Source organism: Paucibacter sp. XJ19-41, from assembly GCF_028462495.1.
GTDB lineage: Bacteria > Pseudomonadota > Gammaproteobacteria > Burkholderiales > Burkholderiaceae_C > Roseateles_E.
Map to the genome: position 1 here is coordinate 57,210 of NZ_JAQOWX010000008.1, position 22,803 is coordinate 80,012.

The window sequence follows — 22,803 nt, forward strand, 5'->3', positions numbered from 1 at the left end:
GCCGCGTGTAAAGCTCAGTCTTCGTCGCGGTGAAGCTTGATCACCGAGGCCGGCGTGGCCGGGCTGCCGCAGGCCTCGTCCTCGTCGAAGGCGATATCGCCGTCGGGCTCCGGCGTGCCGCTGGCCTTGATGGTTTCGAAGGGGAAGAGTTTGCGGTCCATCATGTGCGAGGGCACGATATTGCTCATCGCGGTGAACATGTTCTCGACCCGGCCCGGGAAGCGGCGGTCCCAGTCATTGAGCATGGCCTTGACCTGCACGCGCTGCAGGTTCTCCTGGCTGCCGCAGAGATTGCAGGGAATGATGGGGAACTCGCGGTGCTCGGCCCAGCGCACCAGATCGGGCTCGCGCACATAGGCCAGCGGGCGTATCACGACATTCCTGCCGTCATCGCTGACCAGCTTGGGCGGCATGCCCTTCATGCGGCTGCCGAAGAACATATTCAGGAACAGGGTCGTAACGATGTCGTCGCGGTGGTGGCCCAGCGCAATCTTGGTGGCGCCGATTTCCTCCGCGACGCGGTAGAGAATGCCGCGTCGCAGCCGCGAGCACAGGCTGCAGGTGGTCTTGCCCTCGGGGATCAGGCGCTTGACGATGGAGTAGGTGTCCTGCTCCTCGATGTGGAAATCGACGCCCCGGCTCTTCAGATAGGCCGGCAGGATCTCTTCCGGGAAGCCCGGCTGCTTCTGGTCGAGGTTGACCGCGACGATGTCGAACTTGATCGGCGCGCGCTGTTTCAGGTTGATCAGGATGTCCAGCAGCGAATAGCTATCCTTGCCGCCGGATACGCAGACCATGACCTTGTCGCCGTCTTCGATCATATTGAAGTCGGTGATGGCCTGGCCGACCTGGCGGTGCAGGCGCTTGGAGAGCTTGTTGATCTCCAGCGCCGCTTTCTTGTCGGCCGCCGTGGTGTCGGTGACCAGTTCCTCGGCGGGGGCGAACAGGGTGTCGCTCATGGCTTGTTCCTTACGATTGCTTGAGGCCGAAGACCTCGACGCCGACCGCATCGCAGTCGGGGTAGACATCGGGCTTCTCGGTGGAGACGCGGGCCGCCTTGACGCGCGGATGCGCCAGCATCAGGGCCAGGATGTCGTCGCACAGCGTTTCCTGCAGATGGATATGGCCGCGGCCGACGCGCTCGGCGATGGTGCGGCGCATGAAGTCATAGTCGACCACCTCGTGCAGCTCGTCGGCGGTAGGCGTCGACTGGGCCAGCGGGATGTAGAGATCGACATTGATCAGCACGCGCTGCTCGCCCTTCTTCTCGAAGTCGTGCACGCCGATATTGATCCAGACCTCGTAGTCGCGCAGGAACAGGCGGCGGCAGTCGAGCAGGGCCGGGTGGGCAAGAGGGCTGTGCATATCAGAGGCCTTGTTCGGTCTTGGGGGTCAGGAACATCACGTCGCGCGCCTGGGCCGCCAGGTGCTGGCCGCCATCGACCAGCAAGGTGGTACCAGTGATGGCCGGCGATTCCAGCAGAAAGCGCACGCTGCGCGCGATGTCGTTGGGGGTGGAGGAGTAGTGCAACGGCGTCAGCCGGTGGGCGGCGCTGAACTCGGCCTCGTTCAGCGGGCCCGAGGCCAGCGTCACGCCGGGTGCGACGCCGCAGACCCGCAACTGCGGCGCCAGCGCCTGGGCCAGCAAGGTGTTGCAGGCCTCCAGCGCGGCCTTGGACAGGGTGTAGGACAGATAGTCGGGATTCGGGTTCCAGAGCTTCTGGTCCAGCACATTGACGACGCAGGCCTGGCTCTGCTGGGCGGCGGCCTGGCGATGCAGCGCGCGTGCCAGCACGATGGCCGGCGCGGTATTGGCGCGCCAGTGCGCGTCCATGCGGGCATAGCCGAAGCTCTCGACGTCGTCATACTCGAACAGCGAGGCGTTGTTGACGACGGCATCGAGCCGGCCGAAGTGGGCGACGACGGCCGGCAGCAAGGCCTCGCACTCAGTTTCGACGGCCAGATCGGCGGCAAAGGCCTGAGCCCGGACGCCACGCTCGCGCAGCTCGCCCACCAGGGCCATGGCCTCGTTGGCCGAGCTGCGGTAGTGCACGGCCACGCCATAGCCGGCGCCGGCCAGTTCCAGGGCCATCGCGCGCCCGAGACGGCGGGCGCCGCCGGTGATCAGGACGACAGGGGAGGTGCTCATAGAGACATGCAGGCGGACTTGTGGCCAGGGCGGCCAGCCAGCGATTATCTCAGCTGCGCCAGCGCCGCCAGGCCCGCCAGCCCAGCAGCAGGGCCAGCACGGCCAGATAGATCAGCGGTTCGGTGAAATTGTTCTTGCCGGCGCGCAGCCACAGAAAGTGCGCGACCGCCACCAGGCTCAGCAAATAGATGGCCTTGTGCAGCAGCTGCCAGCGCTTGGCGCCCAGCGCCTTGATCGCGCGGTTGAACGAGGTCAGCGCCAGCGGCAGCATCAGCAGCCAGGTCGTGAAACCCAGCAGTATGAAGGGCCTCTTGGCGATGTCGCGGGCGATCTCGCCCAGATCCAGGCCCTGGTCCAGCCAGCCATAGGCCAGCAGATGCAGGCTGGCATAGAAGAAGGCGAACAGGCCCAGCATGCGCCGAAAGCGCGCCAGCGCCGGCTGGCCGCTGATTACCCGCAGCGGCGTGATCGCCAGCGTGATGCAGATGAAGCGCAGCGCCCAGTCGCCCAGGCCGCGTATCAGCGCCTCGGCTGGGTTCGCGCCCAGGGTGTTGGCGATGGCGCCCCACAGCAGGTCGGCGAAGGGAAGCAGGCAGAGCAGGAACAGCAGGGGCTTGGCTGCAGGGTGCAGCCACCAGGAACGTCGCACCACGTCAGTAGAACTTCTTCAGATCCATGCCCGCATAGAGTTGGCCGACCTGGGCTTCGTAGCCGTTGAACATCAGCGTCGGGCGCTTCTTCGCGAACAGGCCGTCCTCGCCGATGCGGCGTTCGGTGGCCTGGCTCCAGCGCGGGTGGTCGACCTTGGGGTTCACATTCGAGAAGAAGCCGTACTCCTGGGCCGCCGCGCGGGTCCAGCTGGACACCGGCTGCTTCTCGACGAAGCGGATCTTGACGATGGACTTGGCGGACTTGAAGCCGTATTTCCACGGCACGACCAGGCGCACCGGCGCGCCGTTCTGGTTCGGCAAGACCTCGCCATACATGCCGAAGGCCAGCATCGCCAGCGGATGCATGGCCTCGTCGATGCGCAGGCCCTCGGTATAGGGCCAGTCCAGCACGCCCGAGCGCAGGCCCGGCATCTGGGCCTTGTCGGCCAGGGTGATGAACTCGAGGTACTTGGCCTTGGAGGTGGGCTCCACTTTCTTGATCAGCTCTGCCAGCGAATAGCCGACCCAGGGGATCACCATGGACCAGCCCTCGACGCAGCGCAGCCGGTAGATGCGCTCCTCCATGGCGCTGAGCTTGAGCAGCGCGTCGAGATCAAACAGGCCGGGCTTGCCGACCTCGCCCTCGACCGCCACGGTCCAGGGCCGGGTCTTCAGCGTGCCGGCAGCGCGCGCCGGGTCGGCCTTGTCGGTGCCGAACTCATAGAAGTTGTTATACGTGCTGGCGTCCTTGAAACTGGTCGGCTTCTCCATCGTCAGCGTGCCGGGGAGGGCGCTCTTGGCGCCCGGCAGCTTGGCGGCGCTCTGTGCCAATGCCTCACGCCCGGCCCAACCGGCCAGCGCCGCGCCGGCCGCGCCGCCGGCCATCAGGCGCAGCCAGTCGCGCCGCGCCTCGTAAATATGCTGGGGCGTGATCTCGGACGCGATCGGCTGATCGAACGGAATGGGGCGGACTCGGGGCATGCATCTCTCCTGGGGCTGTGGCTCACTGTCGGGCGAGCGCTGGCGAACCTTACGCGATAACGCTAAATCAGGGGCGCGACTCGGGTATCTGAGCAGCGCTGCGAGGCGCCTGTATCCAGTTGCGCGGGCATTGGACGCTGGCCAGGATGCGGGCGTATTCACCGGAACTGCGCAGCAGGGCCAGGCCACGGTTGAAGTCGCTCAGCAGGGCGGGGCTGCGCGCCACCTGAGGGGGCAGCAGCAAATGGGTGGTGAAGCTGTCGGTCAGGCGTCGCGGATGGGCGGCCAGCTGGGCGGCCTGGGCGGGGCTGAAGTGCTTGGCCAGCAGGTCGCAGGCCACATTGAGCTCGATGGGCAGCACATCGATGCGGTCCAGCAACAGCTTGCGCAGGCCGGTCAGATCATCCGGCGTGGCATCGGACCGCAACTCGCCCTGGTTCACCAGCTTCCAGAAGGCGGGCGTGTAGGTGTAGTCGCGTATCACGCCGATGCGCCAGGGCTTCAGGTCCTCAAGCTGCTGCCAGTCGAAGTCGAGCTCGCGGCGATGCACCATCACCCATTGCTCCACCAGCACCGTGTCGCTGAGCAGAAAGTCGCGCCGGCGTTGATCCGAGGCGCCCCAGTAGGCCGAGGCGTCCCACAGGCCGGCCTTGGTCTCCTGTTGCGCACGCGACCAGGGCAGGAAGTGATAGCTGACCCGATGACCACCCAGCTCGAAGGCGCGCCGGACGATCTGCAGCGCCACGCCCTGATCGGGCCGGCCGGCGGTGGCGTAGGGCGGTAACTCGCCGGTGGCGATTCTCAGGGGGACCGGCTGCGCTGCCGCCGCACCGCCTATGCACAGCGCCGACAGCAGCCAGGTCTTCATGGGCCTTGCTCAGAGCTCGCCGTAGGAGTGCAGGCCCGACAGGAACATATTGACGCCCAGGAAGGCGAAGGTTGTGACGACCAGGCCGACCAGCGCCCACCAGGAGGCGACCACGCCGCGCAGACCCTTCATCAGCCGCATATGCAGCCAGGCCGCGTAGTTGAGCCAGACGATCAGGGCCCAGGTCTCCTTGGGGTCCCAGCTCCAGTAGCCGCCCCAGGCCTCGGCGGCCCAGAAGGCGCCCAGGATGGTGGCGATCGTGAAGAAGGCAAAGCCCAGCGCGATGGCCTTGTACATCAGGTCGTCGAGCAGGGTCAGCGAGGGCAGGCGGGCGGTCAGCTTGTCGCGCAGCAGCACGCAGACGACGAAGAAGCCCAGCACGCCGCCCATCTTGCGGGCCCAGCCGTCCAGGCCGCTGACGGTCTCGGCCGGCAGCGCCGCGCCGAAGCGCACCGCCAGTATCAGCGCGATCAGCGCGGCCGGCACGCCGATCAGGCCGATGATCAGCGCGCGCTGGGTGGCGGTCTTCAGCAGATAGGCCAGGGCGACCATCGCGGCCAGCGCGAAAGTGCCGTAGCCGACGAAATTGGCCGGCACATGGATCTTCATCCACCAGCTCTGCAGCGCCGGCACCAGCGGCTGGATCTCGTGCGCCTCGCGGCTGACCGTGTACCAGAGCAGGAAGCTGACGGCCGCGCTGATCACCAGCAGCACATAGGCGCCCAGCGCGCGGGTCTTGAAGCGCTCTTCATAGTAGAGATAGAACAGCGCTGTCATCCAGCAGAACAGCACGAAGACTTCGTAGAGATTGCTGACCGGGATGTGGCCGATGTCCGGGGCGATCTGGTGGCTCTCGAACCAGCGCACCATGGTGCCGACCAGGGCCATGAAGACGGCGCCCCAGGTCAGCCGGGTGCCGATGGCCTCGGCGGCGCTGGTCTGGCCGCTCTTCGTGAAGAAACCGCCCCAGTAGAACAGCGTGGCCATGAAGAACAGCAGGCTCATCCACAGGATCGCGCTCTGGCTGGACAGCATGTACTTCAGCATGAAGACCTGCTCGGCGGCGGCCAGGTCGGCGCCGAAGCTGTCGGGCGTGCGGTTGTAGAGATTGATCGCCAGCAGGGAGGCCGCGCCGACCAGCACGCACAGCAGACGCAAGGGCTTCCAGAACCAGCCCAGCGCGATCAGCGAGGGGATCGCGAAGGCCAGGATGCCCTTCTCGTAGCCGTCCATCGAAGCGCCGTAGCGCAGGAAGGCGAAGGCCCCGCCGGCCACCACCAGCAGGGCGAAGACCCAGTCCTGCCAGTCGCGCCTGGCGATCAGGCCGCGTCGTCCCAGGGGTAGTGATGCGCTGGCAGTATTCATGCTTGCTCCTTCAACAAGGCCTGTCTCAGGGCCTCAAATTCGCTATCGGTATCGGGCGAGTTGCGTGTGCAGGACAGCGCCATGCGCACCCGCGTCGTACCATTCTGAACCGGCTCCAGCCAGATCCAAAGCCGGCGTTCCTTGATGTAGAGCATCGCAAACACACCGATGATCAGCAGGATAGCGCCAAGATAGACCAGCTTCTGGCCCGGTGCCCGCGCCACCTGGAACACGCTGGCCTGCACCTGCTTGAAGTCGGCCAGCTGCAGCAGCACCGGGGCCGGGTAGAACATGCTGTCGGACAGCGCCAGCACCGCCTGCGTCATGAAGGCCTGGGTGTTGTCGCCGGCCTCGGGCACGGGCTGGCCGGCCTGGCTGCGGACGATCTTGTAGAGCTCGAACAGGCTGCCGTTGAGGATGCGCAGCAGCACCTCGGAGACGCGGCCGCGCTCGGCCTCGGGCACCTCGCTGTCGATGAAGGCCGACAGCGCCGGCAGGCCACCGACCGCCGGGCCGGCTGCGGCGCCCGGCTTGATGCCTTCGGCGCCGGCAAACAGCGCCAGCGCGCGCCGCGCGGTGGCCTCCAGCTGCGGGGTCATCTGCGGCTTGTCGTTGGGCGTCGCGCCCTCGGCATAGCGGCGGGCGGCGCGCTCGCGCAGGTCCGCATCGGCCAGGCCGCGGCGCAGCGCCAGCCAGCCGGCCATCTCGCCCTGCTCGTCGACGGGGATGCGCAGATAGCGGAAGGCCTCGGCCGGCGTGTCGCGCACACCGGCCAGGTAGACCTTGTGGCCGTCCAGATCGACCGGCAGCATGTAGTTGTTGTATTCGCGGGCCTGGCCGGCGGCGTCGCGCAGCTTGTAGCTGAACGAGGGGCCGACGTTCTGCAGCGCCTTTTCGGTCTTGACCTTGGCGCCGCTGCCCAGATGGGCCTGGACCGAGCTGACCAGATCGACCTTGCGCACATCGGTGCCGCCCTGGCTGGGCGCGCTCATGTTCTCGACATTGATGACGCGCAGGCCGCTGAACTCCAGCCCCAGCTTGTCGTCGCCATTGCTCAGCGAGGTGCTGCTGCCCACCGCGCCTTCGATCTCGAAGGGAGCGGCCGCGCCGCTCAGCGGCTGGGCGCGCAGGGTCAGGTGCGAGCCGCCGTCGTCAAAGCTGCTCTGGTAGATGGCCACGCCGCGGTGGTAGGCCGGCTCGTTGACCTTGACCAGGGCCTCGTGGCTGGCGCCGGTCTCGTGATCGCGTATCGTGATCTCGCTGGCGAACAGCTTGGGCATGCCGGTGGCGTAGTACTCGACGATGAACTTCTTCAGCTCCACGTCGAAGGGCAGGTCTTGCAGCACCACGCCATTGGGCATGGACAGGATGGCCGTGGTGGCGCGGCCGCCCTCGGGCACCATCAGATTGCCGCGAAAGCTCGGGTTGCTGCTGGCCAGGCGGTGCTGCGGCTCGACATTCATGATCAGGCCGCCACCCTGGTAGATGCTCTTGCCCTGGGCCCACATCATGGCCCGCACGATCAGGTCGCCGTCGAACAGCCCGCCCAGGCAGATCAGCACGATGGCGCTGTGCGCGGCCAGATAGCCGATCTTGTTGGCCGCGCCCTTGCGCGCCGCCACCATCGTGCCCTTGTCGCGGATCTGGGCGCGGGCCTTCCAGCCCTCGGCGTCCAGCAGGGCCGAGACCTGGGCATAGGCCTGCTCGGCCGGCACCGGCAGGCTGCCGATGGCCTTGTGCGGGAAGGCCTGCAGCGACTGCTCGCGGATGTGCTCCTTGTAGCTGCGCAGGTCGGCAATGATCTTGGGCGTGTTGCGGGCGATGCACAGGCTGGTCGACAGCACCAGAAAGGCCAGGATCAGCAGAAACCACCAGGCGCTGTAGACCGTGTAGATGTCCAGCTTGGCAAACACCTCGGACCAGAAGGGCCCGAACTGGTTGACATAGTTGGTCAGCGGCTCGCGCTGCTTGACCACCGTGCCTATCACCGAGGCGATGCAGATCACCGTCAGCAGCGCGATCGCGAAACGCATCGAGGACAGCAGATCGAAGAGATCGCGACCCAGGCGGGAACTCGGCGTGGGGGCGGTGGGCGTGGACTCGGACATGGCTGGCATTGTGGCGGCTGGCCCCGGATACGGGACTCGCCATGAAAAAAGGCCGGAGCTGGGCGCCGGCCTTTGCTTTCGGGAAGCGGGGTAACTGATGCGGCGCCGGGCGTTCAGCGCAGGCCGGCGATGTAGTCGGAGACGGCCTTGATCTCGCGGTCGTTCATCTTGGCCGCGATGGCCGTCATCTGGGCGCTGTTGGCGCGGGTGTTGACGCGGAAATTGGTCAGCTGCAGCTCGGTGTAGTCGCTGTGCTGGCCCGAGAGGCGCGGGTACTGGGCCGGGATGCCGGCGCCGTTGGGGCTGTGACAGCCGGCGCAGGCGGGGATCTGGCGGTCAGCGATGCCGCCGCGATAGATCTTCTCGCCCAGGCTCACCAGCTCCTTGTTCTTCGCGAAGCCGGGCTTGGCCTGCTTGCTGGCGTAGAAGGCGGCGACATTCTTCATGTCGGCGTCGCTCAGGGTGGCAGCGAAGCCCTTCATGATGGCGTTATTGCGCTTGCCTTCCTTAAACTCCAGCAGCTGCTTGGACAGGTAGTCCGGGTGCTGGCCCTGCAGGATGGGGTTGGCGGGGCTGCCGCGCGAACCGTCGGCCGTGTGGCAGGCGGCACAGACCTGGGTGGCGATGGCCTGACCCTTGGCCAGATCAGGCTTGGCTTGCACCGGGGCACCGCTCGCAAAGGCTGCGGCAGCAAACGTCAAACCAGACAACAGGATAGCGGCAGTCTTCATGAGTTTTATCGAGGTTCGGTAAGCGCAACTGCGGGATTTTACAATGGCAATCCAACAAGCCCGGTATCTTCATGACCAACACCACCCCGAACCCACCGCAAACCGACGCCGCCGAGGCGGGTTTGCTCACTGACAAGATGGTGTTGGGCTGGACCCACACCGCCCGTTTTCTGACCACCGCCAGCGAGCTGGTCCACCTGCCGCCCAATGAGCTGCCGGAGATCGCTTTCGTCGGCCGCTCCAATGCCGGCAAGTCGACCGCGATCAATACGCTGGCCCAGCAGAAGCGGCTGGCTTTCGCGTCCAAGACGCCTGGGCGCACACAGCACATCAATCTGTTCGAGCTCGGTCCCAAGGACGCGGCCAATGCCTGGTTCGCCGATCTGCCCGGCTATGGCTATGCGGCGGTGGCCCGCTCGGCCAAGCTGCGCTGGCAGAAGGTGATGGCCGACTATCTGGAGGTGCGGCGCAGTCTGTCGGGCGTCGTGCTGATGGTGGACTCGCGCCTGGGCCTGACCGATCTGGACAAGCAGCTGCTGGAGTTCGTTGCGCCGCGCGTCGGCAACGGCGAGGTCAAGCTGCTGGTGCTCCTGACCAAGTCCGACAAGCTCAATCGCAAGGAAGCCAACGCCGCACTGGCCGCCTGCCAGGCCTTTCTGGGCGAGCTGGCCACCGAGGAGTCGGATGTGGCGGTGACGCTGTTCTCGGCGCTGAAGAAGCAGGGCGTGGCCGATGTGGCGCGCATCCTCTACGAATGGGTGCAGGCCGCGCCCAAGATCAGCGAAAACCCCGAAGCGGCGCTGTCGCCGGAATGACAAGCCGGCGTCGCCGGCCGGGCAGATACTGACCGGCTGAGGAGACGCCCGCCGATGATCGAGACCTTCGAGCTGCCGCTGCCGCACGGCATCACCCTGTCGTGCCGGGCCTGCGGGCCCATCGACGCACCGCGGCTGGTGTTCCTGCATGGCTTTCCCGAGGCGGCCTTTGTCTGGGACGAGCTGATGCAGATGCTCGCGCCGCGCTTTCGCTGCATCGCACCGAATCTGCGCGGCTACGAGCGCTCCAGCAGCCCGGCCGAGGTCGAGGCCTACAGGGCCAAGCACCTGATGGCCGATATCAAGGCCTTGATCGCGGCCACCGGCGACGGCCCGCTGGCGGCCCTGGTCGCACATGACTGGGGCGGGGCGGTGGCCTGGAATCTGGCGGTGCAGGCGCCGGCGCTGATGCGCCAGCTGGTCATCATCAACTCGCCGCATCCGGGCACCTTTCTGCGCGAGCTGCAGCTCAATCCGGCACAGCGCGAGGCCAGCGCCTATATGAACTGGCTGTGCCGGCCCGATGCCGAGGCGCTGCTGGCCGCGGACGACTACGCGCGGATGTGGCCGTTTTTTACCGAGATGGGCGGCGCGGCCGGGCTCAGCGATGAGGTGCGCCAGCGCTACCGCGACGTCTGGGATCAGGGGCTGAGCGGGCCGCTGAACTACTACCGCGCCTCGCCGATGCGCCCGCCGACAGCCGAGGACCCCGGCGCGATGGCGCTGAGCTTTGCGCCCGAGTTCGTCACCGTCAGGCTGCCGACCCTGGTGATCTGGGGCGAGGAGGACCGCGCGCTGCCGCCCGGCATGCTGGACGGGCTGGCGCAGTTCGTGCCGCAGCTGGACTTGCAGCGGGTGGCCGGGGCCGGCCACTGGATCATCCACGAGCGGCCGGCGCTGCTGGCCGAGGCCATCCTCAGGGTCTGCCGATGAAGAGGTAGACGGCCGTGCTGCCGCGCGGCGCATGGCCCAGGGCCAGGTAGAGCGGGCCCAGGCCGGTGTCGGCGCCGACGAAGACGCTCATGGCCTTGCGCAGATCGCGCAGCGAGGCTTCGTGGCGGCTGCCCCAGGCATTGCCGAGCTCCAGCGAACCGCCGACGAAGAAGCCCCGCGTCAGCAGCGGGGTCTCGCGCAAACGCATGTAGTAGGTAGCGCGGCCGAACACCAGACTCTGGCCCACCAACTGATCGGGCTGATAGCCGGAGAGCTGCTGGAAACCGCCCAGCGCATAAGGCCCCTGGGTCGAGTCCTCGCGCTGCTTGGCGTCGAAGAGGCGGGTGTGCAGGTTCAGCGTGTGGGCGCCCCAGCTCTTGACGCCGGTGGCCTGCAGCTCCAGGCGCTGGAAGTGGGCGCGCCTGACATCCGGCCCCGACTGGCGGCCACCGGCCAGCTCGGCCAGCAGGCGGTAGCCGTTCTGCGGAAAGTTGGCGAAGTCCAACTGGTCGACCACCGCCTTCACACGCAGGCCGCGTTCGCGCCAGGTCTGGTTCAGGATGCCGTCGGGCACATCGATCGTCAACAGGTCGGGGCTGATGCGCCAGTTCTGCTGCATCAGGCCCAGGCGCAGCTCGCCGAGCCGGCCCCAGGGCTGGCCGATGTCCAGTCCCAAGGTGGCGCTGCGCCGGCCCAGGCGGGCGCGGCCCTGGCCGCTGTCCGCGTCGTAGAGTGTGATCGAGCGCCGCTCCAGCTCACCCCAGCCGGAGACGAACCAGTCGTTCGAGGTGCCCAGCTTGGCGATTAGCGGGTGATAGAGCTCGCTGTAGAGGCGCGGCGTCTGGCCCAGGGTCAGCTGGTTGCGCCACTCGGTGCCCTGGGGCGTCAGCCAGTGGCGGTTGTGGCTGATGCGGATATTGAAGGCGCTCTCGCCGGAGAAGTCGGTGCTGAGGTCCAGGCCGATGCGGAAGTAGTTTGGCCCCCAGGATTTGTCTTCCATCGCGAACACCAGTGCATCGCCCTCGGGGCGGGCCGCGACATGGAAGTCGACCCGCTCGTAGTCGCCCGAGGAGGCGAGCAGTTGCGCATCGCGCTCGGCCCGCGCGGCGTCGAAAGCCTGGCCGGGCTGGCTGGCCAGCTGGGCGGCAAAGCGCTCGGGATGGCTGCGCTCGCTGCCCTCGAACTCGATGGCAGCGAGCCGCGCATGGGGTGTGCTCGCGGGCGTGCGGGCCAGCCGCCATTGCGCATAGGCCTCGGGGCTGACCGCCAGCGGCCGCAGCTGGGCCAGCATCGCTTCGGCGGCGCGCTCGCCCTGCTGTATCAGGTCGCGGGCGCGGTCGAAGTCGCCCGAACCCAGCTTGCCCAGCTCGGGCGTGATCAGCACATCCTCGGCCCACAGGCTGGCGATGCTGCGCTGCACGTTCTGCTCGGTCAGGATATTGATCATCTGCGCGGTCACGCCGACCAACGAGGACAGGGCCTCGCGCGCGGCCAGCGGCGTGCCGACATTGACCGCGATCAGGCGCTCGGCGCCCTGGCGGCGCGCCACATCGACCGGCAGGTTGTTGACCAGACCGCCATCGCCGAGGATGCGGCCCTTGCTCTCGACCGGCGCGAACACGCCCGGCACGCTCATGCTGGAGCGCATCGCCAGGGCCAGATCGCCCTGGTCCGACACCACCTGGCTGCCGCTTTCCATATCGGTGGAGATGGCGCGAAACGGGGTCGGCAGCGCGTCGAACTGCTCGATATTGCGCACCGGCTGGGTGTAGCGGCGCAGCAGGATCTCCAGGCCGCGGCTGGACAGCGTGCCCTGCGGCGCGCGGAACTCGCCGTCGCGCATGCCCAGCTCCAGCACGGCGGAGAACTCGAAGTCCTCTTCCTTGCGGCGCTGCGACAGGTTCTGGCGCTCGACCCGGCTGGCGAACACCCGGTCCCAGGCCAGCGGCAGCAGTTCGCGCTCCAGGTCGGCGGCGCTCATGCCGCTGGCATAGAGCCCGCCGATGATGGCGCCCATCGAGGTGCCGGTGATCAGATCGACCGGGATGCGCTCGCGCTCCAGCACCTTGAGCACGCCCACATGGGCCAGGCCGCGGGCGCCGCCGCCCGACAGCACCAGGCCCAGCTTGGGGCGGACGGCCGTGGTCGAGGGGCTTGCCGGGGTCGGGTCTTGCGCCCAGCTGCTGCCGCCGCAGATCAGCAGCAGGGCCAGGGTCAGGGCGGGTCTTCTCATCAGGCCTCGTCGCTCAGGTCTTGCATCAGCGTGGCGACGGCGCGCTGCACCAGATCGTCCTCCTCGAGCACCGCGATCAGGCCATGGGCCAGCAGCTGCTCCAGCGCGCCGCGGGTCAGCGAGTGGCGGTCCTCGGCGTCCTGCCCGACGAAGAGGAAGAACTGGCGGCTGTCGCTGACCCAGGCGAGCTGGGCGGTCAGCCACTGGCTCTGCACGAACATGTGGTACCAGGCGCCGATGCGCAGGGCCTCGATCCAGGTCTGCAAGGCCAGCTTGGGATCGGCGCCCAGCTGCTGGTCGTACAAGGTCACCGGCACGGTGGGCAGGCGGCCGCGGTCGACCGCCTCATGGGCCCAGCGCGAGGGCATCTGCGATTCGCGCTCGCTGAGCAGCTGGCGCAGCCGCGCCTCGGGATCGGCGTCGGGCTTGGGGCCTTGGTCGGGCTGCGGCGCGGCCACCTGCTGGCCCAGCAACAGCCGGCCATGCAGGCGCATCAGCTCGTCGAACAGGCTCTGGCGCTGCGGGGCCGGCAGCGCCACGCTGTCGCAGCCGGCCTGCAGCTTCTGGATCAGCGCCGGCAGCTCGGCGCGGCGACGCAGGCGCTGGGCCTCGTCGACCGGCAGGCGCAGGCTGTCCAGCAACTGATCGACCAGCGCGATCTGGGCATGCGCCTGCGGGGCGTCCTGCCCATGCTCGACCATGGCCTGGACGATGACGCGGGCCCAGACCTTGTGCAGGAACTGGCGCAGCAGCGGCGTGGTCTGGGCGTCCGGTGCATCGTCGAGCTGGGCCTGGACCTGCTCGCGCAGCAGGGCCAGCCAGGGCTGGCGCTGCTGCTCGCGCTCCAGCAGGGCCAGCGCGATGGCGCTGCTTTCGCTGCGCCGACGGGCCTGCGCACCGATATGCGCGTCGACCTCGCCGAGCAGCTGCAGGAATTGCGCGGCGCTGGGCTGGGGCTGGCTCAGCAGCGAGCCGATGTGCTGATCCATGAACTGCAGGAAGTGCTGCAGCCCGGCATCGTCGGCGCGCTCGAAGGCCGCGCCATGGGCGGCGACCCGGTTCAGCAGCTGCCAGGTCGGATGGTCCTGGCGGCGCAGGAGGCTGATGTCGCTCATCGCCAGGCGGGCCACCGCGACCTGCAGGCGCGCCAGCAAGGCCTTGACCGGCGGCAGCAGCTCCGGGTCGGCCAGGATCTGGTCGTACAGGCGCGACAGCATGTCCTTGCCGCCTGCGCCGCTGGCCACGGCGGGTCCGAGGCGCTGCGGCCGCGAGTTGTAGGCGTCGACACGGCGCGCCAGGCTGTCCAGCGTGGCGGGCTCGACGGTCTCCTGAAAAATGCTGCCGGCGTGGCGCAGGCGCTGCTGGTCGCTTTGCTGCATCGCCGTGCTGCCGGCGATCAAGGGGGTCAGCTCGGCCGCTCGCAGCTCGGCGCACAACTGGCCGTACAGCCGGCTCAGGCCCTGGGCCAGCGGCTGGGCGGCTGCGCGCATCAGCGCGTACTGTCCCTCGGGGTCAAGCTGCACGGGCTGCAAGGCCTGCAGCAGGCCCTGGGCAAACAGCGCGGGCCGCAGCGGGTTGTCGTTCTTGCGCGGGCGGGCCGTGCCGCGCAGCGCGGCAAAGAAATTGCCGAGCTGGTGCAGCTCGGCGCGGCAGTGGTCTTCGATCGCCTGGATCACATGCGCGACAGCCACGTCCTGCAGCGCCTGCTGCTCGTCCACCAAGCTCAGCGTGTCGAGGCTGACCGGCTTGCGGTGCAGCGGGTCCTCACCTCGGGCGGCAGCCTCCAGCAAGGGGGTCAGGGCTTGCTCGAAACGCTCGGCGAAGCGCAGACGCTGGCGCTGCCAGGCGTCCAGCAGCAGATGCTGTTGCGGGCGGCCGCCGAGCTCGTCCGGTATCCGGTCCAGCAGATGGCGGCTGAGCAGGCCCAGCTGGGCTTGGGCGTCTTGGACGAGGGCGGCGAGGGTGNGGTATCCGGTCCAGCAGATGGCGGCTGAGCAGGCCCAGCTGGGCTTGGGCGTCTTGGACGAGGGCGGCGAGGGTGGGTGCGGGCATGGAGAGGGCGGACCGATTCTTGCCCGGATTATGCGGCTGGGCCCGGACGAAAAAAGGGGCCGCATTCGCGGCCCCTTTCGAGACGGTCAGACTTGTTGCACGGGTGCCGCAGGCACCCGGCTTGGTCTTACATGTCCATGCCCATGCCGCCCATGCCGCCCATGCCACCAGGCATGCCGCCGGCCGGAGCCTCGTCCTTCGGGGACTCGGCCACCATGGCTTCGGTGGTCAGCATCAGCGAAGCGACCGATGCGGCGTTCTGCAGGGCAGTGCGCGTCACCTTGGTCGGGTCCAGGATGCCCATTTCGATCATGTCGCCATAGGTGTCGTTGGCGGCGTTGAAGCCGTAGTTGCCCTTGCCGGCCAGCACGGCGTTCACGACGACGGAGGCTTCGCCACCGGCGTTGTAGACGATCTCGCGCAGCGGGGCTTCGATGGCCTTCAGCACCAGCTTGATGCCGGCGTCTTGATCGGCGTTGTCGCCCTTGATCTCGCCAGCGGCTTGCTTGGCGCGCAGCAGGGCCACGCCACCACCGGCCACGATGCCTTCTTCAACGGCGGCACGGGTTGCGTGCAGCGCATCTTCGACGCGGGCCTTCTTTTCCTTCATTTCGACTTCGGTGGCGGCGCCAACCTTGATCACGGCAACACCGCCGGCCAGCTTGGCCACGCGCTCTTGCAGCTTCTCACGGTCGTAGTCGCTGGTGGCTTCCTCGATCTGGATGCGCACTTGCTTCACACGAGCCTCGATGTCGGCAGCGGCGCCAGCACCGTCGATGATGGTGGTGTTTTCCTTGCCCACTTCGACGCGCTTGGCCTGGCCCAGATCGGCCAGCGTGACCTTCTCCAGCGTCAGGCCGACTTCTTCGGCGATGACCTTGCCGCCGGTCAGGATGGCGATGTCTTCCAGCATGGCCTTGCGACGGTCGCCGAAGCCCGGAGCCTTGACGGCCACGACCTTCAGGATGCCGCGGATGGTGTTGACCACCAGGGTCGCCAGCGCTTCGCCTTCGACTTCTTCAGCGATGATCAGCAGCGGACGGCCGGCCTTGGCCACTTGCTCCAGCGTGGGCAGCAGGTCGCGGATGTTCGAGATCTTCTTGTCGAACAGCAGGACAAAGGGGTTGTCCAGCAGCGCGGCTTGCTTCTCGGGGTTGTTGATGAAGTAGGGCGACAGGTAGCCGCGGTCGAACTGCATGCCTTCGACGACGTCCAGCTCGCTGTCCAGGCTCTTGCCGTCTTCGACGGTGATGACGCCTTCCTTGCCGACCTTGTCCATCGCCTCGGCGATGATGCGGCCCACTTCCACATCGCTATTGGCCGAGATCGTGCCAACCTGAGCGATTTCCTTGGAGGTGGTGGTGGCCTTCGAGGCGGCCTTCAGCTGGGCGACCAGGGCCGTGACGGCCTTGTCGATACCGCGCTTCAGGTCCATCGGGTTCATGCCGGCGGCCACGTACTTCATGCCTTCGCGCACGATGGCCTGGGCCAGCACGGTGGCGGTGGTGGTGCCGTCACCGGCGTTGTCCGAGGTCTTGGAAGCGACTTCCTTGACCATCTGGGCGCCCATGTTCTGCAGCTTGTCCTTCAGCTCGATTTCCTTGGCCACGGACACACCGTCCTTGGTCACGGTGGGGGCGCCGAAGGAGCGCTCGAGCACCACATTGCGGCCCTTGGGGCCCAGGGTCACCTTGACCGCGTTGGCCAGGATGTTCACGCCTTCAACCATGCGAGCACGAGCTTCGCCGCCAAAGATTACGTCTTTTGCTGCCATGTGTATTTCTCCGAATTCTTTAAGGTGTCAGATCTTGGGGTGCGCCGACTTACTTGGCGACAACAGCAAACAGATCTTCTTCGCGCATCACCAGCAGTTCGTCGCCGTCGACCTTGACGGTCTGGCCGCTGTACTTGCCGAACAGCACGCGGTCGCCGACGGCCACGTTCAGGGCGATGAAGTCGCCCTTCTCATTGCGCTTGCCCGGGCCCACGGCCAGGACTTCGCCCTGATCGGGCTTCTCTGCGGCGTTGTCGGGGATGACGATGCCAGAGGCGGTCTTGGTTTCTTGTTCCAGACGCTTGACGATCACACGATCGTGCAGAGGACGCAGTTTCATTTCATCTCCTTGAGAGTGGTGCTAGATCTATGGGTGCACTGTGAATCGAGCACCCATTCACATGCGAAGACCCGTCATGGCGAAGCCGTTTCGGATCGTTAGCACTCTATCTTGGTGAGTGCTAGCAGACGGAGTATAGGGTTGTGCCGAGGGCTTTCAAGAGGGGCGGGCATGAATCTGCCGAAACAGTGGCCGCGGCCGGGGCTAGACTCGGTCGTGGGCTGTAGGCCCGCTGCCTCATCCACTCCCTGCAACCGACTGGAGATCAGCATGAAGCTACGTTCCTACCTTGCTGCGGCCGCCTTGATGGCCTCCAGCGCGGCGTTTGCCTTTCATTGCCCCGCCGACATGAAGAAGATCGACGAGGTGCTGGCCAAGAGCCCCAAGCTCACGGCCGAGCAGATCGGTGATGTGAAGAAGCTGCGCGCCGACGGCGAAGCCTTGCACAAGGCCGGCAAGCATCAGGAGTCGGTCGACACGCTGGCCAAGGCGATGAAGATCCTCGACATCAAATAGAGCCCCTCCCGGCCGTCGCAACAGGGGCCGGGGCCCTGCCGCTAGCTCTTCGGCGTGGCGGGCTTGTCGACCGGCCCATCCGCCCCGGTATTGCCCAGCTCCGGATGGCTGCGATTGACATCGCCCGGTGCCTCCGGGCCGGTCTGCCCCGTCTCGCCGAGACGATGGTCTTCGTTGTCGTGCTCGAGTCCGCCCTGCAGGCCGGGCGGAAAGTCCTGCTGTCTGCGTCCACTCATGATGCAAGCTCCTCGGAAATCCATGCTTCGCGACAGGCCCAGTATGGAGGGATATGAAAATGGAGCAAACCCTCCCGACACCAGCCATGCAAAAAGATCCCTGCCAAGCCCTGCGCATCGCGCTTCTCGACCTGCATCGCGTGCTGGTCGAGTTGGAGCGGCGCCAGTACGAGAAACAGCACGGCCGGCAGTCGTCCGGCGACTTCCTGCAGGTGATGGCCTATGCCGATGAGATGCGTTGGCTCGAACCGCTGAGCCGTCTGATCGTGATGCTGGACGAGGCGCTGGACGGTGACGGCGACGCCCTCTCGGCCCCGGCGGCCGTGGCCCAGCGCGCCCGCGAGCTGCTGAGCCTGGACCGGCACAGCAGCGAGCTCTTCACGACGCGCTATCTCTGGCATTTCGATGCGGCGCCGGAGTTGGTGCAAGCGCATGCGTTGGCGCTGGCGGCGCTCAAGCGTGCCGGGTCGTCGGTCCCACAAACTAGGACCTGAGCGCTCGCGCCCGGCGGCCGGCTTCGTTCGTTCAGGCGCTGATCGGCCGGCTGGCCGTGCGGCGCGCCGCACGCAGCCGGCGCACCTGCAGCGTGGCGCCGATCAGGAACAGCAGGAAGATCACACCGACCACCTTCTCGAGCTTCGGGTCCTCCGGGCTGCTGAACAGCGGTGCGCCGCTGGGCAGGCGGGTGAAGGTTTCGGTGACGCCGGGGATCATGTGGAAGAACACCGTCAGCGAGTAGCTGACCGTCTGCACATAGGGCGCGGCGTGGCCCAGCAGCCGGCTGCGGCCGGCCACGGTGGCCAGGCCCAGTACCAGCAGGGTCACGATGCCCAGCACATGGGGCTTGCCGAAGCCGCCGTGCTCGAAGATGCCGAAGCCGGTCAGGCAGGTCAGCACCGTGGCCCAGATATAGAGCTTGCCGACCGGCCGGTCCGGCAGGATGGCCCTGTCGCGCAGCAGGGCGACCAGGGCGGCGGCCAGCGCCACCAGGCTGATCAGGGTGTGGATGAAGCCGAGCGTCGTCAGTCCGAACATGGGGTTCTCCTTGAGGCGATGAGGTTCAGCGCCGAGCTTGGGTTGCCGTGGGCTGACCATGCCCCAGTTTCGCCTTCTTTGGATCCGTCGTGTGGCCTGCCGCCGGCTCGGCCGTAAGAGGCAGACAAGGGTGTTTCCTACCTGTGTAGGACGCCAACCCGGCCGCGACCCGCTACCAGACTACGCCCGATGGCGTATCCGGACTACCGTCGGTCGGCCGGGGCGGCCCTACTGTCGAGGTCTTCATAAGGAGACCTTCATGGCACTCAGCACCATCCTGCTCATCGTCCTCGTCCTGTTCCTGATCGGCGCGCTGCCCTCCTGGCCGCACAGCCGCAACTGGGGCTATGGCCCCAGCGGCGGCCTGGGACTGATCGTCGTGATCCTGATCGTCCTGCTGCTGCTGGGACGGATCTAGGCCTTGCTCAGGCCTTCGCCGCCGGCTTGGTATTGACCGCCAGGCACAGCAGGCCGGTCAACAGGGCCAGGCCCACATGCAGGGCGTAGACCGCGTCGAAGTCGGCGCGCTGCAGCTGCGCATGGCCGAGCAGCAGCACGGTCAGCGCCACACCCAGCACTGCGCCGATCTGGCGCGTGGCCTGGTTGACGGCGCTGCCGACCGCGTAGTGCTGGGCCGGCAGCCCCATCACCGCCGCGCCCGACAGCGAGGGCAGCACCATGCCGACGCCGATGCCGCTGAGCAGCAGGCCCGGCAGCCATTGCGTCAGATAGGCCGGCTCGACGCCCGGCACCAGTAAGAACCACAGGCCGCTGCAGGCATAGACCAGCGCACCGCCGACCAGAAAGGGCCGGTGGCCATGCCGGGCCGCGAGCCGGCCGGTCAGGATGGCCGAAGGCATCACCAGCAGCGGGCCCGGGGTCACGGCCAGGCCGGCCTGCGGCAGGCTGTAATGCCAGATCTGCGCCATGTAGAAGAAGAAGGTGAAGAACATCATCGCGAACGCGGTGCCAAAGGCCAGCGTCGCCAGGTTCACATAGCGGTAGGTCCGGCTGCGGAACAGTGCCAGGTCCAGCAGCGGCGCCGGCGCATGGCGGGCCCACAGCACAAAGCCGATCAGCGCCACCAGGCCCAGCGCGCCGGCCATCAGCAGCTCGTCGCGCCGCCAGCTCGGCGACTCCGACTGTACGATGGCCAAGGTGATCGCGCCGACCCCGACGATCAGCAGGCTCATGCCCACCAGATCCAGCGGTCGCCGCGCCTCGGGCCGGCGCACCTCGCCCAGCAGCCGCGCGCCGAACCACAGCGACAGCGCGCCCAGCGGCAGGTTCAGATAGAAGGCCCAGGGCCAGCCGATGCTGTCGACCACCAGCGAACCGAGGCTGGGCCCGACCGCCGCCGCCAGCGCGCCGACCGCCCCCCACAAGCTCACCGCCACCGCGCGCCGCGAGGCCGGAAACGCCGCCAGCACCAGCGACAGCGAGGCCGGCGTCAGCAGCGCCGCGCCGATGGCCTGCAGCACGCGCGCCGCGATCAGCCAGCCGACGCTGCCGGCCATACCGCAGGCCGCCGAGGCCGCCAGGAACAGCACGACACCGATCATGAAGACGCGCTTGCGGCCGTGCGCATCGGCCAGGCCGCCGGACGGGATCAGCATCGCCGCATAGACCACCGTGTAGGCATTCAGCACCCAGGACATATCGGCCGCCGTCGCCGCCGGAAAGGCGGCCCGCAGGCTGCCGAAGGCGGCGAACAGCAGAGTGCTGTCCAGCGAGACCAGGAAGACGGCGACGCTGGCAATCCAGAACACCGGCCAGGGTGAACGGGTGCCGCCGGCGTCAGCGGGCGGGGTGGCGGTGGCGGCGAGGCTGCTCATGGCTTGGGGCCGCTCAGTGCGACAAGGCCTGCAGATAGACGCCGGCCGCCAGGCCCTGCTTGACCTGGCGCGTGACTTCGTCGGCCAGCACCTCGGTGGCGCCGGCGGCCAGGCCGTCGAAGGCCTGGGCAACCACGGCCTCAGGCGTGGTCTTGGGCACATCGAGGCCCTGGGTCAGGTCGGTGTCGACAAAGCCCATATGCAGGCCGGTCACCAGCGTGCCCTGGCCGCTGAGTTCCTGGCGCAGGCCATTGGTCAGCGCCCAGGCTGCCGACTTGGTCGCACCATAGGTGGCCAGCAGGGGCCCATTGATCCAGCTGGCGATCGACAGCACGTTCAGCAAGGCGCCGCCGCCATTGGTGGCCAGCACCGGCGCGAAGGCGCGGGCCATGCGCAGCGGACCGAAGTAGTTGGTGTCCATCTGGCGTTGCGCGGCCTCGATCGCATCGGGCGCGAGGAAGCCGCCCAAGGTGGCGATGCCGGCGTTGTTGATCAGGATGCTGACATCGCTGCACTGCGCCGCGACCGCCGCGATGTTCTCGGCATTGCTGACATCGAGCCGTATCGGCACGACGCCGGGCAGGCTGATGCTGCCCGGGTCGCGGGCGGCTGCGTAGACCTTGCGCGCGCCGCGGGCCAGGGCTTCGCGGGCAAAGGCCAGACCGAGGCCGCGATTGGCGCCGGTGATCAAAACAACGGAGTTTTCGAGCTTCATGGTGGGTCTTTCAGGCAAGGGGGTTGAGTGGAGATATGACGATCGTCATAAATTGAGGCGAAAGCAAGTCTCTGATGCCGGGGCTTGCGCTGTTCCTAAGGGGAGAGGGCGGACCGGGTCTTCTGCCCGTGACGGGCCAGCAAGGCCTGGCGATTGGCGGCCAGCAGCGCATGGCCGTCGGCGTTGTCGCCCAGCGCGCGGGCCAGTTGCAGCGCGCCGACCAGGCTGCTGACGATGACGCGGGCCTGGTCCGCATCGGCAGAGGGCAGCACCTGCTGCACCCGCGTCATCAGGGCTTGGACCCGGCTGCGCCCGGCCTCCAGCACCTCGGCCGACTGGCGCGGCATCTCCGAGGCCAGCGCCGCCACCGGGCAGCCGGCCTCGGGGGCGGCCAGATGGGCGGGTGACAGATAGCCCTCGACCAGCGCGACAAAGGGGTCGCTGCCGTGTTGCCCGGCCTTGGCCAAACGCGAAGTGAGCCTGCGCTCACTGTCACGGCCCGCCCATTCCATGGCCTCGGCCAGCATCGCGTCGCGGGAGGAGAAGTGGGCGTAAAAGCCGCCATGGGTCAGGCCGGCCTGCTTCATCAGATCGGCCACGCCGATGCCACCGTAGCCGACGCGCCGGATCTCGCGCGCCGCTGTCTCGAGGATGCGCTCGTGGGTCAGTTCCTTGCGGCTGGGCGTGCTGGCGGTCACTTGGCTTTGTTTGTAAATATGATGATCGTCATATTAGGCTGCGACCAGCGGCCGCGTCAAGCGCCTTGTCGGGTTCAGGGCTTTTGCCGGCCGCTCAACAGCGGGCGGCGGCGCGGCGGGCCCGGCGCAGCTGCTGGTCCGAGCTGAAGCCGGCTTGCAGCGCTGCCTGGCTGGCCGCGAGGCCGGCGGCCTGCGCCTGGCGGGCTCGTTCGAGCCGTATCGCCTGCAGATAGTGCAGCGGCGTCACGCCGGCATGGGCGGCGAACAGCCGGCTCAGATGGCGCGGCGTCACATGGGCGGCCTCGGCCATGCGGGCCAGGCTCCAGTCCTCGGCCGGGTCGGTGCAGATCGCGTCCTGCACGCGGTGCAGGGCCGGGTGCAGATGGTGGCGGTGCGCCAGCATGGGTGACAGCTCGGGGTCGGCCGTGCCGCGGCGCAGATAGACCACCATGGTCTGTGCGACCGTCGCGGCCAGCGCCGCGCCGCACAGCTGGGCGATCAGGTGCAGGGCCAGGTCGATGCCGGCGGTGATGCCGGCGCTGCTGGCCAGCGGACCGTCGAGCACGAAGACGCGGTTGTCGACCACCTGGGCACGCGGCTCGGCCTGGCGCAGCGCGTCCAGCAGCTCGTGATGGGTGGTGCAGCGCCGCCCGGCCAGCAGGCCGGCCTCGGCCGCCAGCAGCGCGCCGGAGCAGACCGTCAACAGCCGTCCGCCGCCGCCCAGCAAGACCTGACCCTGCTGCGCAAGCCAGCGCAGGCCCGCGAGCTC

General features: G+C 67.7%; 24 protein-coding genes. 5 read left to right on the forward strand and 19 right to left on the reverse strand.

The window, feature by feature from the left end:
* Window positions 1-14: 14 nt before the first annotated feature.
* The 9 genes from ttcA to PO768_RS03750 form a co-directional block, all read right to left on the reverse strand.
* Window positions 15-959 carry a tRNA 2-thiocytidine(32) synthetase TtcA gene (gene ttcA, locus PO768_RS03710; RefSeq protein ID WP_137943668.1) on the reverse strand — a complete coding sequence of 315 codons (945 nt, stop codon included), beginning with the start codon at window positions 957-959 and terminating at the stop codon, window positions 15-17.
* A 10-nt stretch (window positions 960-969) separates the two neighbouring features.
* The gene (locus PO768_RS03715; protein WP_137943669.1) at window positions 970-1,365 is read right to left on the reverse strand and encodes a dihydroneopterin aldolase; all 396 of its coding nucleotides are present in this window, start codon (window positions 1,363-1,365) and stop codon (window positions 970-972) included.
* Window position 1,366: 1 nt separating this feature from the next.
* Entirely contained in the window at window positions 1,367-2,149 is a 783-nt protein-coding gene (locus PO768_RS03720; protein WP_272644942.1) for an SDR family oxidoreductase, read from the reverse strand.
* A 49-nt stretch (window positions 2,150-2,198) separates the two neighbouring features.
* Complete coding sequence (locus PO768_RS03725; RefSeq protein ID WP_272644943.1) at window positions 2,199-2,801, reverse strand: sulfite oxidase heme-binding subunit YedZ; 603 nt, start codon at window positions 2,799-2,801, stop codon at window positions 2,199-2,201.
* A gap of 1 nt (window position 2,802) precedes the next feature.
* Complete coding sequence (gene msrP, locus PO768_RS03730) at window positions 2,803-3,780, reverse strand: protein-methionine-sulfoxide reductase catalytic subunit MsrP (RefSeq protein ID WP_272644944.1); 978 nt, start codon at window positions 3,778-3,780, stop codon at window positions 2,803-2,805.
* Between the two features lie 67 nt (window positions 3,781-3,847).
* Window positions 3,848-4,648, reverse strand: coding sequence for a substrate-binding periplasmic protein (locus tag PO768_RS03735; protein WP_272644945.1), 801 nt, complete (start codon window positions 4,646-4,648; stop codon window positions 3,848-3,850).
* A gap of 9 nt (window positions 4,649-4,657) precedes the next feature.
* Complete coding sequence (gene ccsB, locus PO768_RS03740; RefSeq protein WP_272644946.1) at window positions 4,658-6,013, reverse strand: c-type cytochrome biogenesis protein CcsB; 1,356 nt, start codon at window positions 6,011-6,013, stop codon at window positions 4,658-4,660.
* Window positions 6,010-8,121 carry a cytochrome c biogenesis protein ResB gene (locus tag PO768_RS03745; RefSeq protein ID WP_272644947.1) on the reverse strand — a complete coding sequence of 704 codons (2,112 nt, stop codon included), beginning with the start codon at window positions 8,119-8,121 and terminating at the stop codon, window positions 6,010-6,012. Before PO768_RS03745 ends, ccsB begins: the two co-directional genes overlap by 4 nt.
* A gap of 113 nt (window positions 8,122-8,234) precedes the next feature.
* Window positions 8,235-8,852 (reverse strand): c-type cytochrome, encoded by a 618-nt coding sequence (locus tag PO768_RS03750; protein WP_137943675.1) that lies wholly within the window; start codon window positions 8,850-8,852, stop codon window positions 8,235-8,237.
* Between the two features lie 71 nt (window positions 8,853-8,923).
* Between PO768_RS03750 and yihA the strand changes: the two genes are divergently transcribed.
* Window positions 8,924-9,667 carry a ribosome biogenesis GTP-binding protein YihA/YsxC gene (yihA, locus tag PO768_RS03755; protein ID WP_432767388.1) on the forward strand — a complete coding sequence of 248 codons (744 nt, stop codon included), beginning with the start codon at window positions 8,924-8,926 and terminating at the stop codon, window positions 9,665-9,667.
* Window positions 9,668-9,721: 54 nt separating this feature from the next.
* Window positions 9,722-10,600, forward strand: a complete 879-nt coding sequence (locus PO768_RS03760) for an alpha/beta fold hydrolase (protein WP_272644948.1) — start codon at window positions 9,722-9,724, stop codon at window positions 10,598-10,600.
* On the opposite strand, the gene PO768_RS03765 is transcribed toward PO768_RS03760, so the two are convergent.
* The 4 genes from PO768_RS03765 to groES form a co-directional block, all read right to left on the reverse strand.
* Window positions 10,584-12,833, reverse strand: coding sequence for a patatin-like phospholipase family protein (locus PO768_RS03765; protein WP_272644949.1), 2,250 nt, complete (start codon window positions 12,831-12,833; stop codon window positions 10,584-10,586). The two genes, PO768_RS03760 and PO768_RS03765, sit on opposite strands and share 17 nt — an antisense overlap.
* On the reverse strand, window positions 12,833-14,950 hold the full coding sequence (locus PO768_RS03770) for a DUF1631 family protein (RefSeq protein ID WP_272644950.1): 2,118 nt from the start codon (window positions 14,948-14,950) through the stop codon (window positions 12,833-12,835). The genes PO768_RS03765 and PO768_RS03770 overlap by 1 nt, the downstream gene beginning before the upstream one ends.
* 62 nt (window positions 14,951-15,012) lie before the next feature.
* Entirely contained in the window at window positions 15,013-16,659 is a 1,647-nt protein-coding gene (gene groL / locus PO768_RS03775; protein WP_262970176.1) for a chaperonin GroEL, read from the reverse strand.
* Window positions 16,660-16,708: 49 nt separating this feature from the next.
* Complete coding sequence (gene groES / locus PO768_RS03780; RefSeq protein WP_137943681.1) at window positions 16,709-16,999, reverse strand: co-chaperone GroES; 291 nt, start codon at window positions 16,997-16,999, stop codon at window positions 16,709-16,711.
* 270 nt (window positions 17,000-17,269) lie between these two features.
* On the opposite strand from groES, the gene PO768_RS03785 reads away from it, so the two are divergent.
* A complete protein-coding gene (locus PO768_RS03785) occupies window positions 17,270-17,515 on the forward strand; it encodes a hypothetical protein (RefSeq protein ID WP_272644951.1) in 246 nt (81 codons plus the stop codon).
* A 41-nt stretch (window positions 17,516-17,556) separates the two neighbouring features.
* Here the strand turns inward: PO768_RS03785 and PO768_RS03790 are convergent, their stop codons facing one another.
* Window positions 17,557-17,751 (reverse strand): hypothetical protein, encoded by a 195-nt coding sequence (locus tag PO768_RS03790; RefSeq protein ID WP_272644952.1) that lies wholly within the window; start codon window positions 17,749-17,751, stop codon window positions 17,557-17,559.
* A 59-nt stretch (window positions 17,752-17,810) separates the two neighbouring features.
* Here PO768_RS03790 and PO768_RS03795 point away from each other — a divergent pair, with 59 nt between their 5' ends.
* Window positions 17,811-18,245 carry a hypothetical protein gene (locus PO768_RS03795; protein ID WP_272644953.1) on the forward strand — a complete coding sequence of 145 codons (435 nt, stop codon included), beginning with the start codon at window positions 17,811-17,813 and terminating at the stop codon, window positions 18,243-18,245.
* A 31-nt stretch (window positions 18,246-18,276) separates the two neighbouring features.
* Here the strand turns inward: PO768_RS03795 and PO768_RS03800 are convergent, their stop codons facing one another.
* Window positions 18,277-18,786, reverse strand: a complete 510-nt coding sequence (locus tag PO768_RS03800) for a hypothetical protein (RefSeq protein ID WP_272644954.1) — start codon at window positions 18,784-18,786, stop codon at window positions 18,277-18,279.
* Between the two features lie 259 nt (window positions 18,787-19,045).
* Here PO768_RS03800 and PO768_RS03805 point away from each other — a divergent pair, with 259 nt between their 5' ends.
* Entirely contained in the window at window positions 19,046-19,204 is a 159-nt protein-coding gene (locus PO768_RS03805) for a DUF3309 family protein (RefSeq protein ID WP_269841180.1), read from the forward strand.
* Window positions 19,205-19,211: 7 nt separating this feature from the next.
* Here PO768_RS03805 and PO768_RS03810 read toward each other — a convergent pair whose 3' ends face one another.
* From PO768_RS03810 to PO768_RS03825, 4 genes are all read right to left on the reverse strand, one after another.
* Window positions 19,212-20,621 (reverse strand): DHA2 family efflux MFS transporter permease subunit, encoded by a 1,410-nt coding sequence (locus PO768_RS03810; RefSeq protein ID WP_272644955.1) that lies wholly within the window; start codon window positions 20,619-20,621, stop codon window positions 19,212-19,214.
* Between the two features lie 13 nt (window positions 20,622-20,634).
* Complete coding sequence (locus PO768_RS03815) at window positions 20,635-21,336, reverse strand: SDR family oxidoreductase (RefSeq protein WP_272644956.1); 702 nt, start codon at window positions 21,334-21,336, stop codon at window positions 20,635-20,637.
* Between the two features lie 95 nt (window positions 21,337-21,431).
* Complete coding sequence (locus PO768_RS03820; protein ID WP_272644957.1) at window positions 21,432-22,034, reverse strand: TetR/AcrR family transcriptional regulator; 603 nt, start codon at window positions 22,032-22,034, stop codon at window positions 21,432-21,434.
* A 94-nt stretch (window positions 22,035-22,128) separates the two neighbouring features.
* Window positions 22,129-22,803: GlxA family transcriptional regulator (locus PO768_RS03825; RefSeq protein ID WP_272644958.1), on the reverse strand; the 675-nt coding region annotated here is incomplete at its 5' end.

Excerpts from the sequence above, each read along its gene's own strand:
- PO768_RS03800 (WP_272644954.1), bottom strand. The coding sequence starts at position 18,786 with ATGTTCGGACTGACGACGCTCGGCTTCATCCACACCCTGATCAGCCTG.
- PO768_RS03790 (WP_272644952.1), bottom strand. The coding sequence starts at position 17,751 with ATGAGTGGACGCAGACAGCAGGACTTTCCGCCCGGCCTGCAGGGCGGA.
- PO768_RS03745 (WP_272644947.1), bottom strand. The coding sequence starts at position 8,121 with ATGTCCGAGTCCACGCCCACCGCCCCCACGCCGAGTTCCCGCCTGGGT.
- ttcA (WP_137943668.1), bottom strand. The coding sequence starts at position 959 with ATGAGCGACACCCTGTTCGCCCCCGCCGAGGAACTGGTCACCGACACC.
- PO768_RS03785 (WP_272644951.1), top strand. The coding sequence starts at position 17,270 with ATGAAGCTACGTTCCTACCTTGCTGCGGCCGCCTTGATGGCCTCCAGC.
- PO768_RS03765 (WP_272644949.1), bottom strand. The coding sequence starts at position 12,833 with ATGAGAAGACCCGCCCTGACCCTGGCCCTGCTGCTGATCTGCGGCGGC.
- yihA (WP_432767388.1), top strand. The coding sequence starts at position 8,924 with ATGACCAACACCACCCCGAACCCACCGCAAACCGACGCCGCCGAGGCG.
- PO768_RS03750 (WP_137943675.1), bottom strand. The coding sequence starts at position 8,852 with ATGAAGACTGCCGCTATCCTGTTGTCTGGTTTGACGTTTGCTGCCGCA.
- PO768_RS03715 (WP_137943669.1), bottom strand. The coding sequence starts at position 1,365 with ATGCACAGCCCTCTTGCCCACCCGGCCCTGCTCGACTGCCGCCGCCTG.
- PO768_RS03760 (WP_272644948.1), top strand. The coding sequence starts at position 9,722 with ATGATCGAGACCTTCGAGCTGCCGCTGCCGCACGGCATCACCCTGTCG.
- msrP (WP_272644944.1), bottom strand. The coding sequence starts at position 3,780 with ATGCCCCGAGTCCGCCCCATTCCGTTCGATCAGCCGATCGCGTCCGAG.
- ccsB (WP_272644946.1), bottom strand. The coding sequence starts at position 6,013 with ATGAATACTGCCAGCGCATCACTACCCCTGGGACGACGCGGCCTGATC.
- PO768_RS03795 (WP_272644953.1), top strand. The coding sequence starts at position 17,811 with ATGGAGCAAACCCTCCCGACACCAGCCATGCAAAAAGATCCCTGCCAA.
- PO768_RS03805 (WP_269841180.1), top strand. The coding sequence starts at position 19,046 with ATGGCACTCAGCACCATCCTGCTCATCGTCCTCGTCCTGTTCCTGATC.
- PO768_RS03735 (WP_272644945.1), bottom strand. The coding sequence starts at position 4,648 with ATGAAGACCTGGCTGCTGTCGGCGCTGTGCATAGGCGGTGCGGCGGCA.
- groES (WP_137943681.1), bottom strand. The coding sequence starts at position 16,999 with ATGAAACTGCGTCCTCTGCACGATCGTGTGATCGTCAAGCGTCTGGAA.
- PO768_RS03810 (WP_272644955.1), bottom strand. The coding sequence starts at position 20,621 with ATGAGCAGCCTCGCCGCCACCGCCACCCCGCCCGCTGACGCCGGCGGC.
- PO768_RS03815 (WP_272644956.1), bottom strand. The coding sequence starts at position 21,336 with ATGAAGCTCGAAAACTCCGTTGTTTTGATCACCGGCGCCAATCGCGGC.
- groL (WP_262970176.1), bottom strand. The coding sequence starts at position 16,659 with ATGGCAGCAAAAGACGTAATCTTTGGCGGCGAAGCTCGTGCTCGCATG.
- PO768_RS03720 (WP_272644942.1), bottom strand. The coding sequence starts at position 2,149 with ATGAGCACCTCCCCTGTCGTCCTGATCACCGGCGGCGCCCGCCGTCTC.